The sequence below is a fragment of the Mesorhizobium sp. M7A.F.Ca.US.002.01.1.1 genome (assembly GCF_004022955.1).
GTDB classification, from domain to species: domain Bacteria; phylum Pseudomonadota; class Alphaproteobacteria; order Rhizobiales; family Rhizobiaceae; genus Mesorhizobium; species Mesorhizobium ciceri.
Genome location: NZ_RZQE01000011.1, coordinates 31650 through 42964, shown reverse-complemented (window position 1 = coordinate 42964; position 11315 = coordinate 31650). Strand labels below are relative to the sequence as shown.

Genomic DNA, 11315 nt, shown 5'->3' with positions numbered 1-11315 from the left:
GGCCTGAGAACTGCACCACATTTATGTCGCCGTGCCGGGCAATGCGCACAAGTTCCGAATAGTCTTCGATTTCGTGCTCGGCGCCGCTGCCGAAAATCAGCAGGTCCAGGCTTTTGGTGCCGGTCGCATAGTCTTCCAGGACATCGATCAGGCGCGGCATGGTCGCCACCACGGGAACACCTTGGATCCGCGTGCCCAACGGTGCGCCGCGCTCGGTGGCCATGATGCCTGCGATGGAATAGTCCGCCGGTTGCGCCGTGCGGGTGAAGCGAATGATCAGGTCGGCCTCGCCGAGCCGGCCGACGAACAGAGCGCGCTTGGCCTGCTGGTCGGTCTTGCGGCTCAGAATCCCCCAGCTCGCGCCGTCACGCAGGAAGCGGTAGAACAGCCGGGGTGCCGATATGATGGTGAAGGAGACGAGGAAGAAGACGATGAACTGACGCTCGTTGAGCCCCGCCACCGGCCGGTAAAAACGCAGCAGCAGCGACGCCATGTAAAGAGTGAACGTCAAAATCGCGCAGCTCTTCAGGATGTTGAAAAAGTCCGGCGTCGAGGCGAAGCGCCACACGGTGGTGTAGAGGCCACTGTAGCGGAACAACAAATGGCTGATGACGACGATGCCCGCCCATGTCGCCAGACCCTCGTTGGAGAACGCTTCGAACGAAAGATTCGACCGCGAAAGAATAAGGCTGAGTGCCACGGCGACCAGGACCATGACCACGTCCTGGACCATGATGAAGGCGCGCCGCATCTGTGGCCTGAGCCCGAACACAGCTTCAAGGTGGGAATTCATTGGACGGCACTAGACTCCAGGCTCAAGGGCATCGACACCAGCGAAGTGCGAACACGAAGATACTTCGTGACCGATCCACCTTAAGTGCCATCCCCGGCCCCCGCCGTGGTGTATCGCATACTGCGGGGCGGAGGGCATAGCTAGAGGTTTTTTCCCAACTGGAATCGGTAAATGTGCTGAGCACGCGGACCGGAGATACGGTTCCTCTGGCCGCTCCGCTCAGAAAATGGTAAGCCCTCGTCGACTATGAACCTTCGTCGAGGCAACTTACAAACAGCATGATACCACTTCAGTATTTTCTCAGAATTAACAACGTTGGCGACAAATTCTCTCCTGATATAATACGAATCTTGACGGCCCGTGAACCCATCTGGACTTCCGATCTTTCTCGAACTCACCTTATCGGAACTGGAAGCATACTTTCTCAATCCAACGAGAACTCCTATGTGTGGGGCAGTGGGGTCATGCACCCGAAATTTGGAACAGGGAGTCCTCTGCCCTCCAGAGTGCTAGCATTGCGCGGCAAGTTATCTCATAAAGAACTATCGACGACCTTATCAGTCCGATTGCCAGACATACCGCTGGGTGACCCTGGATTCCTTTCCAAACTCCTTTTAAACGGTCCACAGCCAGCTATCGAATATGACCTAGCCGTGATCCCGCACTACGTTGATCAAGCTAATACTAACGTGCGGAAGTTATCTGAATTGGATGGCGTAAAGGTCCTGGACGTACACCAAGAGCCTGGGGCCTTCATATCGACTCTCGCTCAATGTCGATATGCAATCAGCTCGTCACTTCATGGTTTAGTGTTCGCCGAGGCGCTCGGCATTCCGAATGCCTGGATCGAATTCTCCGATCAGGTTGCCGGCGATGGTTTTAAGTTTCACGATTGGTTTTCCCTAGCGAGAAGGCCGCAAAAGAACGCGCTCCATATCGATCGCGCATGGTCAATCTCGGAAATTCTTCCCCGATGCCAGATGCATGAAATGGATATCGACTGCGATGCCCTGTCGAACGCTCTTACCGAAAACGCGAATGAATTTGATTTCACTGCAGATAAGAAAATATATTTTCATGGCATTGCAGAATGCAGAAACAGACCACTACCTGTCTTTATAATATCTTTTAATAGAGGTGATTATCTACTTAAATCAGTCGAATCTTACCGCAAGCTCGATAGGGAGGTAGATATCATCGTGCATGACAACGGAAGCTCCGACCAAAATACGTTAAAAATTCTCAATGACCTTGAGAGGACCGGGGTACAGGTATTCAGATCTGGGCCGATTAGCGTTGCCAGCGAGCTAGACAATGTCAATCGCACGATTGACGCATATTTCGCCAATTGGGCAGAACCATCCCGCTACGTTGTAACTGACTGCGACATAGAACTGAGCGGCGTCAAAGGCGATATGCTTACGGTATTTGACGATCTATTGGACACCTTTAGAGATGTTGCGTGTGTAGGCCCAATGCTGAAAATTCACGACATTCCAAAGAGCTATGCCCTCTATAATCACGCGATGAACCGCCATATCGATCAGTTCTGGCAAAAGGAGCCATCATGGTTCGAACACAATGGACGCAAGATTGCCTACCAGCGGGCGATGATCGATACAACTTTTGCCCTTTATCGTGCAGGAGAGAGCTTCCACCGACTACAGCAAGGATTGCGTGTGTATTACCCGTATGAAGCAAACCACCTCGATTGGTACGAGAGCGAGTCAGCCGGGGAAACGTACCGTATCACCTCTTCTCCGAGCATCTCACACTGGAATTCCCAAGAACAAACCGACGCAATGAGAGGCGAGGCCCTAAACTTTTCCAGATATACGCGTGTCGGCGCCTCCGACCACGGTGATTTAACTTCTTTTGAGGAATACCTATAGAGTCTCAACTCTAATCATCGGGCTCAGATCAAAATATCCCGATGCGAGCAGATCCGGCTCGGCCGCGATACGTAACATCACTGAATCAACGACTCTATGCATTATATTTTGTTCAAACGAGGACGAGCCAAAAACTGAACACCCAACAAAATAGACACCGGGAAGCATCAAGCAGTTGAACTCGAATCCAACTGAAATTGTTGTTCCAGATTTTACCGCCGGAATGCGGAAGATTTTCTTATCCGAATTATGAGCACCAGCTAATATCAACCCGGTTACGTTTCTAAAGGCCATTCCAAAAGCAATATTTGTCGCGTCAGCTTCGAAACTTACCTTGAAATCAAAAACGTAACGCTTACCCAACTGGAGAACGTTCACCTCATTTCCAGCCATCGTCTGGATACGACAACTATGGATACGTGCACCATGCTCCTCCGTCGCCGTGGCGGACTGCGTCTTCATAGCTGGATCAAGATAGTCAGTAGCATCCGGCTGAGCCGATGGCGCCCCTATCACAGGGTCCGGTGCGATTCTTTCCTTAGCAACCTCGAGTATGCCAGCTGAACGCAGAATACTCTCCCGGGTTTGCGCAAAGGCCTCGCCGGAAGCATTTAGCAGGCGCTGGTATTGATTGACCACAGGTTTTGGGCGCCCTTGTGAGATGAGTTGCCCCGCATCAAGCAAGATCGCTCGCGAACATAGCTGTACGATCGTTTGCGCGCCGTGACTCACGAATAGGATGGTGCCACCTCCATCCTTGATGTCCTCAATACGGGCGAAACATTTGCGCTGGAATGCCTCGTCACCGACGGCCAGCGCCTCATCCACCACCAAGATATCCGGATCGACGTTGATCGCTGTGGCGAACGCTAAACGTACGTACATGCCCGATGAATAGGTCTTCACAGGCTGGTCGATGAAGGACCCGATATCGGCAAAACGCGCTATGTCGTCGAAACGCCACTCCATCTCCTTACGCGGCACGCCGAGGATCGAGGCATTAAGGAAGACGTTTTCGCGCCCGGTAAATTCGGGATTGAAACCAGCGCCAAGCTCCAGCAGCGCGGCGATGCGGCCATTGACCTCGACCGAGCCGCTGGTTGGCTGCAGCGTGCCGCAAATGATCTGCAGTAGCGTCGATTTGCCAGAGCCGTTGCGGCCGATAATGCCAACAGTCTCGCCTCGGCCGACCTCGAACGAAATTCCGGACAGAGCTGAGAAATCGCGAAAATAGCGGCGCGGTGGCCGACCGATCAAGCGCTCCAGTCGTGGGACTATCATCTGTTTGAAGCGGTCTTCGGGCCGTTCGAACATGACATAATGTTTGGATACGTCGCGTACACGAATGGCGAAACCCGAGATACCTCCGCCCGACTCGGTTGCAAACTCGCTAGAGGACATCGGCAAAGCCCCTGCGGGTCTTCTGAAAAAATTGGTAACCGAGAGATGCAACTACAATCGCCACGAGTGAATAGCAGCCAAGCCCCAGCCAATTCGGCTCCACGCCAAAAAGAACTACATCGCGAAAACTCTCTACGGGAATCGCGAGCGGGTTAAGCGACAGCCACGGCTGGAGCCATACCGGCAGCGAGGCCCTTTGGAAGAAAACCGGAGAGAGGAACATAGTTGCTGTCACCAGCGGCGCTACGATCTGGCTCATATCGCGAAAATAGACACCAATGGACGCCAATACCCAAGCGATGCCAAGCACCATAATGACCAGTGGCGCAAAGACCAACGGCACCGCAACGACCGTGAGTGGAATATGGCCAAAAACAACGAAAGCGAAGACCAGCAGCACCAACAGACTGACCGCAGCATGAAACAATGCCGCCCCAGCAGAAACCACAGGCAGTATCTCGATCGGAAAGACGATCTTCTTGACGTAGTTGGCGTTGGCCACGATCAACCCAGGTGCAAGCGAAACCACCTCTGCAAAGAACTGGAAAACGATCAGCCCGCAGAATAGGACGACCGCATATTCCCCGGTCGAATCGGTGGCGCTCTGCTGGCCAGGTATAATCCACCGCGACTTCATCACCACACCGAAAACGAAGGTGTAGACTGCCAACATGAACAGCGGGTTGAGCAAGGACCATAGCAACCCGAACGCGGAACCGCGATAACGGCCGGCGACTTCGCGATGGATGAGGGGGAACACCAATCCCAGTAAGCGCAAATTTGGAAGCATCTCTTCAATCAGCGATCGTAGCTAAAATCCATTGGCATCAAGCTTCATTGGGCTCAAGCACAAGGACATCCTGTCCATCTAGTTCGTTGATGAAAGCCCCAGACCAGCTACCGCGGATCGCCGGCGTTAACAGCCTGAATCCTGCGACTTCAATCATTTCCATCCATTTATCCATTGTGTAGGCCACCGCACCAAGTGGAAAAGTCAGATTGTTAATTCTGCATCCGTCCGAAATTTGGTGCTCAAAACGAAGATCGAATATTGTCAGGTTAGTCTCCCTAGCCTTCGCCAGAATTATATCGTCGAATATAAATGTTGTAGCATACACAAGCCCATTCGATTTAACGGACCTTCTAAATTCTTTCAGATAGTGGACTATCTCCGCTTCAAACATGTGAGTGAAAACTGAAAAAAGAAAAATTCTATCCACCGAGCCTTCTTTCGTCGAAAGACGGATATCCTTTGTACTTATGGTACCATGCGGATTGTGAAGTTGATCTTTGACGTCAAAATGCACAAACTCACAATTTGGCGAGCGCTTCGAAATATTGTCAACACACCAATCTATAGACGGCCTAATTATGTCCACCCCCATATACGACCCTGAAGTCAAGAACGAACTGAGTGGGATCGCGTCTCTACCGATCCCGCAACCGATCTCAAGAAGGTTGTGGCTCGGATCTATAGCCACGTGTTTCTTTAATGATAAAAAATGTTTGTTTGAGATCTCCTCGAATGTATCCGGCCCCCCGCCTGTCAACATCATAAGATGCACCGGGATTTCGTAGCCCCGAAAGTTAAATGTATCCATATCATTTCCATTCATGTCGAGGAGCGTAATCTGGCTGCAATTTCCGCAGGATCGTATCTAGTTCCAATAAGGGGGATTTCCCGGATACCTTTTCGATCTATGACACAACCGATATTCTCTTCAGCCAACTGGATGCATTTCTCCATAGCTGTCGCGACGGCATCGGGTGTTACCTGATCAAGTCCCACTAGGTTCTGGCTTCGCGCAGAAATATCCTTTGTGTCATAATTATTGGAAATTGTGATGAGGCCAGCATGGGCCATTTCCAGCGGCGGGTAGCTAGGATGTGGAGAAATCATAAGAGAGATTCCGACACTCGCCCGGCTCAAATATTCGGCATATTCTTCAAGGCTAACTTTGCCGGGAACTGCACTGTTTTGCACTGGCCACGCCCTCGCGGCGTCGAAGCTTTCACCTAAAAAGATCACTTGCCAATTGCTGGCATCGATGGGGTTTCGCTGCTGCCATAGCGACAAACCGTCAACGATTATTTCAAAGCAATTTCTAGCAGCGCTTGGTCTGCCATAGCACAGAATGATCCGCTCCTTCGGGACAGACCTGATCTTCCGCCCAATTGTCTCGTTCACGCGGAAGGGAACAACGATCTGATCTGTCCGCCCAAACCTCTGACTCATAAAAGAAGAAAGCTCCTCCGAGTTCACCAGAGCAATGACATTCTCAGCCAAATTGTATGTAGATTCCGCGATCGCCCACCGCGAAGACCACTGCACAAAATTCGACTCGTAGTCCTGTATGAAATATAAGGCGCTTGAGCTACGCCCAAAGGCCTTGTTTTGAAAACCGGCTATGAATGTACGAAGATACTCTGACCACCAGGCTGTGGAGACATATATATCATCTTTACGCACGTCCAAACCACGCATCCGATCGAATGCTTCAAAAACGACAGCACCACCCACAGAAGAATTCAAGGTATATTTCGGAAATCCCTGCATATGATTCGTATCAACGGGAGAATCCAGCACAATGATCCTCTTGTCAAAACCAGCTAATCTGTCAGCTACTTCATCAAATATCTTCAAAGCAGTCGATATACCACCAAATATCCACAGCGGATCTATCGTGGGCAGGAGCAGATTGATCCTTGGCCTTGCGTTGTTCGACTTCGTCATTCTCAATGGACGAAGCTCGCCGTAACTCCTACTCAGCGAGAGTTCTGATCGCCCTGGTTCCTCAAAAAGCGGGACATAAACTCTTTCCAGCAGCCTGACGTCGGTCGGCTTTTCCAGCGTGAGAAGCGATTCCGATGGTGGTTCGGCACCACTCTGAACCTTCAGCCAGTGAAATCCAGCGCATTCTGCAAAATGTAAATAGCTACGTTCGATCGCATGCGCCAAAGTACCGTCGACTTGACCGGCCTCATCTGGGAAATCCTCGAACCTCAATTCTAGATCAAGAAGAGACTTCATGGCGGCCGACCGTCCCCAGAACATGGAGCCGGAGGGAAACTCCAGGACACTGTCTTTACTAAGATCCCAATGCGCACGCCGTAAAATATTTTTTGCTGCTTCGAAATCGAACCCCCAATTGAGCATCGCGCGAACTGGGCCGAAATGCTGAGGGAAAATCACCCCAATTCTTTTATCGGACAGGAACAGCGAAAATATAGACCTGACAATCTCTGTTGACCCAACAAGATTGCCTATCAAATATGATCGCCACCCCTCCAAATCCGACAAATGTGGGGATTTTTTTGTGTGCAGATGAAGGAAATACTCATGCTTGTCGTAGATATCGCGAAAACCTACGATCTTAGGCGCGACATCTCGCCCCCTATTTTCGAAGACTCGAATTTCCACATTAACGACTCCGTACTCGGAGCACATATCGCTTATGATTCTCTTTTTATGCTCGTCTGTCGTCGACACATAAAGCTTAAAATTTGTTTCAATATTTTTAAGCGACGTAAGAATTTCTGGAAATAGCTCTGTGTAAAACGCGTGAATGACTATCGCCACATTCTTTGGCAGCACAACTTTTGATGTTTTGGGCAGCGGCGTCCGAATGGCAACATCCCGCTCGGGCAGGGGTCGCCTAGCATTGGTTGCCCCAATCTCGTTTGTAAACGAGAATGACGATGTAGTTCCTGAGATACTAAGATTCTGACTAGATAAAGCACCGCGCCTTCTCAAGATATAGCGCTTAGTTCGGTCCAGTACAGAATGCACACCATCGTCTCTTAAGACAGATATCGCACGATTCAATAGATAGTAAGCACCCCTCATTTTGCCTAAATCGACGATTTTAACCGCCTGCCTGCCTGAACCACGAAAGGATATCGCAGAAGCTATACGAGATCCTCCAATTTTCGTGACACGAAGCGGAGCTGTGATTTTCCACGACTTGCTTTTCCTTAAGGCAGATATTTCTTCTACGGCATGCAACAATTTATGTTTTTCTTCTAAAATAAATTCGTTCTTCTGAGCAATCTCCAAATCTTTCTTGTCAATTTCGCCGAGTAGCCTAGAAATCAGGACCTGACTATTTTTGAACTCTGCATCTTTTCGATCCGCCTCTTTTTGAGAATCTCGTCGCGCCTTCGCTATATCATTTGCGAATTTGGCCTCGCGCACACTGCCCTCCGCGCGCATCTTTTCGGCCTCGGTAGCAAGTTTTTCAGCCTCGGCGGAATTTTCGTCGGCCAGCCTCTGCACTTCGGCTTGCACCATAGACATCGTCTTGATGCGCACATTCATTTCAGGGAAACACGCATCCCCAAAGATTGTGCTTGCGCGATCAAATTCGATACGTATGGCATCGAGCCGCGCCATGGCGACGTCATGACGATTGCTCTTCCCAAGCTCTAAGAGTGCGCCGTATGCCTCCTTGATCCACCGGGCGATGCGAGGGTCGGCGTCGAGTAGACTTGTGCTGGCTGCAAAATGCTGATGGTCACCCGAGAAGTGCGTGGCCAACAACGATTGCCATTCCGCTCTTGACCGTGGCCAGTCGATCTGGAGAGTATTGGTGATCACTTCGATCCCGGTACGCCAATCATCAAGCATGGCCTCATAGGATACAAAGATGCGTGGCCAATCCCTAGTCGCACGTTCGGCCTCCAATTCATGGCGCAGCCAAAGAAGGGAGCTAAAGCCGGTCGTGAACCCATCCCTGTTGGCCAGCGAGGCGATCACCGCCAACGGATTTCGCTCAATCAGCACGTAGCGCACGTCGATACGCATGCGTTTAAAGATTTCCGCGTACAGCGGCACGAAACGTGAGATACGCGGCTCCTTGAGCACAAAAAGCGGCGCGCTGCCGTATTCCTCGTCTATCAACCGCGCGATCTCGGCCTTGTAAAAGCGGAGACGTTGCGCGCCAAGATCGTTAGGATCAAAGGATCGCCAGTCATCCCAGCTGCTTCCTGCTTCAGCCAGCATCTGGTCGTGCAGTTCGATCAGGCGTGCCGGCTCCCAGTGGCCAGCTGGATTGGAGGGATTTGCTCCCAGCAAATTCTTTGGCAACTCCGCGCCAAGCAGATTAATCGCCCTCGTCAACGCGCTCGTGCCCGAGCGATGCATGCCGAGCACCATGATGCAGGTGCGCTTGGCCGCCTTTGCCTTGCGCGCTTTCGGCGCCGGCTCGTCGACAGGAGCGGCATCGCGCGTGTTTTCCACTGCAGGGTGCTTGTTCATGCCGTCAATGCCTGCTTCGTCTCACCGTCGAGAAGCCGGCGCACCACTGCCTCCGTCGATTGACGCCAGTCCGGTGCATTCCAGCCGAACATGTCGGCGAATTTCGCGCTCGATAGCCGGGAATTGGCGGGGCGGCGCGCCTTGGTCGGATAGTCCATCGTAGCAATGTCCCGTACCCGCGCCCAGGGACCACCCAACACGCGGCTTGTGTCGAGGATATGGCGGGCAAAGCCGCTCCAGTTGGCCTCGCCGGTTCCGGCCAGATGGTAGATGCCGGATGTGGCGGGCCCCTCGTGCAGCCGTGCCGCCGCATGCAGGATCGCGTCGGCTATATCAAGTGCCGATGTTGGATTTCCCCACTGATCGGCCACCACCGCGATCTCGTCGCGGTCGGCGGCCAGCCGCAGCATGGTTTTCACGAAATTCTTGCCGAACGGGCTGTAGACCCATGCCGTGCGCAGGATCAGATGGCGCGGATTGGCCGATGCAACCGCCTGTTCGCCGGCAAGCTTGGAGGCGCCATAGACGCTGGCTGGTGCGGTCACGTCGGTCTCGACATAGGCTGCGTCCTTGGTGCCGTCGAAAACATAGTCGGTCGAAAGATGGATGACGGGAACGCCAAGCAGCGCCGCCGCTTGCGCCACCTTGCCGGCGCCGACGGCGTTCACCGCGAATGCCAGATCGGGCTCGTCCTCGGCCTGATCCACCGCCGTGTAGGCGGCAGCCGACACGACGATATCCGGCTTCGCGGCCGCGATGGCTTCGATCACCGTGTCGGGTCTTGCGAGGTCGAGTTGCGGACGGCCAATGGCGATGACCTCAACGCCGGTGGCCGCCTGGGCGGCCTCCAGGAGGCTTGCCGCGACTTGTCCGTCGCGCCCGGTGACAACCAGCCTCACGCCGCCCCCTTGCGTGCTTCGCCCAGCCGTTCACCGGCATAGCGCTGCTCGCGGATCGGTCCCCACCACCATTTGTTGTCGAGAAACCAGTCGACGGTCTTGGCGAGGCCGCTGTCGAAATTCTCATTGGGCGTCCAGCCCAGGTCCCGGCCTATCTTCGAGGCGTCGATGGCATAGCGGCGATCGTGACCGGGGCGGTCGGTGACGAAGGAAATCAGGTCGCGATAGCTCTTGCCCCCTGCCCGCGGCCGCCTGCTGTCGAGCAGATCGCAGATCGTCTCGACGACGCCAAGGTTCGTCCGCTCGGAATTGCCGCCGACATTGTAGCTTTCGCCCGGCAGTCCCCTGGTTGCGACAAGTTCCAGCGCGCGCGCGTGATCCTCGACGAACAGCCAGTCGCGCACATTGGCGCCGGCGCCATAGACCGGCAGCGGCTTTTCGTCGAGCGCATTGAGGATGACCAGCGGGATCAGCTTTTCGGGAAAGTGATAGGGTCCGTAGTTGTTCGAGCAATTGGAAAGCACGACCGGCAGGCCATAGGTTTCGTGCCAGGCCCGCACCAGATGGTCCGAGGCCGCTTTCGAGGCGGAATAGGGCGAGGATGGCGCATAGGGCGTTTCCTCGACGAACATGCCGCCATCGAAGGGAAGATCGCCAAACACCTCATCGGTCGAGACATGATGGAAGCGGAAATGGCTCTTCCTGTCCTCGGGCAGGCCGCGCCAGTACTCCAGCGCGGCATTGAGCATCTTGTAGGTGCCGACGATGTTGGTCTCGACAAAAGTGCCCGGCCCATCGATCGAGCGGTCGACATGGCTCTCGGCGGCCAGGTTCATGACGATGTCGATATCGTCGCGCCGGAGGATATCGAGCACGGCCCTTTCGTCGCAGATATCGGCCTGCGCGAAGCGATAATTGTGTGCGTTCTCGATCGGCCGCAGCGAGGCGAGGTTTCCCGCATAGGTCAGCTTGTCGAGATTGGTCACCCGATAGGCCGGGTTGGCGCATAGATGCCGGCATACCGCCGAACCGATAAAGCCAGCACCGCCCGTCACCAGAAAATTCATGCCGCT

At 53.4% G+C, this 11315-nt stretch carries 7 protein-coding genes and 1 pseudogene; 1 reads left to right on the top strand and 7 read right to left on the bottom strand.

Annotated features, from left to right (window positions below):
- Window positions 1-793: pseudogene (locus EN932_RS03100) on the bottom strand (polysaccharide biosynthesis protein); the annotation flags it as partial.
- A 464-nt stretch (window positions 794-1257) separates the two neighbouring features.
- Here EN932_RS03100 and EN932_RS03095 point away from each other — a divergent pair.
- The gene (locus EN932_RS03095; protein WP_164753569.1) at window positions 1258-2685 is read left to right on the top strand and encodes a polysaccharide pyruvyl transferase family protein; all 1428 of its coding nucleotides are present in this window, start codon (window positions 1258-1260) and stop codon (window positions 2683-2685) included.
- On the opposite strand, the gene EN932_RS03090 is transcribed toward EN932_RS03095, so the two are convergent.
- The 6 genes from EN932_RS03090 to rfbB form a co-directional block, all read right to left on the bottom strand.
- Window positions 2680-4086, bottom strand: a complete 1407-nt coding sequence (locus tag EN932_RS03090) for an ABC transporter ATP-binding protein (protein WP_127384798.1) — start codon at window positions 4084-4086, stop codon at window positions 2680-2682. The two genes, EN932_RS03095 and EN932_RS03090, sit on opposite strands and share 6 nt — an antisense overlap.
- Complete coding sequence (locus EN932_RS03085; protein WP_245465024.1) at window positions 4076-4846, bottom strand: ABC transporter permease; 771 nt, start codon at window positions 4844-4846, stop codon at window positions 4076-4078. The genes EN932_RS03090 and EN932_RS03085 overlap by 11 nt, the downstream gene beginning before the upstream one ends.
- A gap of 67 nt (window positions 4847-4913) precedes the next feature.
- Window positions 4914-5687 (bottom strand): class I SAM-dependent methyltransferase, encoded by a 774-nt coding sequence (locus tag EN932_RS03080; RefSeq protein WP_164753570.1) that lies wholly within the window; start codon window positions 5685-5687, stop codon window positions 4914-4916.
- Window positions 5688-5698: 11 nt separating this feature from the next.
- Window positions 5699-9343: a rhamnan synthesis F family protein gene (locus tag EN932_RS03075; protein ID WP_127384801.1), complete on the bottom strand. Its 3645-nt coding sequence runs from the start codon at window positions 9341-9343 to the stop codon at window positions 5699-5701.
- Window positions 9340-10242, bottom strand: coding sequence for a dTDP-4-dehydrorhamnose reductase (rfbD, locus tag EN932_RS03070; protein WP_128337924.1), 903 nt, complete (start codon window positions 10240-10242; stop codon window positions 9340-9342). The genes EN932_RS03075 and rfbD overlap by 4 nt, the downstream gene beginning before the upstream one ends.
- Complete coding sequence (rfbB, locus tag EN932_RS03065; RefSeq protein WP_127384803.1) at window positions 10239-11309, bottom strand: dTDP-glucose 4,6-dehydratase; 1071 nt, start codon at window positions 11307-11309, stop codon at window positions 10239-10241. The genes rfbD and rfbB overlap by 4 nt, the downstream gene beginning before the upstream one ends.
- Between the last annotated feature and the right edge of the window lie 6 nt (window positions 11310-11315).

Bases quoted from the DNA above. Each gene is read 5' to 3' on its own strand.
- EN932_RS03080 (WP_164753570.1), bottom strand. From the start codon at position 5,687: ATGGATACATTTAACTTTCGGGGCTACGAAATCCCGGTGCATCTTATG.
- EN932_RS03090 (WP_127384798.1), bottom strand. From the start codon at position 4,086: ATGTCCTCTAGCGAGTTTGCAACCGAGTCGGGCGGAGGTATCTCGGGT.
- rfbB (WP_127384803.1), bottom strand. From the start codon at position 11,309: ATGAATTTTCTGGTGACGGGCGGTGCTGGCTTTATCGGTTCGGCGGTA.
- EN932_RS03075 (WP_127384801.1), bottom strand. From the start codon at position 9,343: ATGAACAAGCACCCTGCAGTGGAAAACACGCGCGATGCCGCTCCTGTC.
- EN932_RS03095 (WP_164753569.1), top strand. From the start codon at position 1,258: ATGCACCCGAAATTTGGAACAGGGAGTCCTCTGCCCTCCAGAGTGCTA.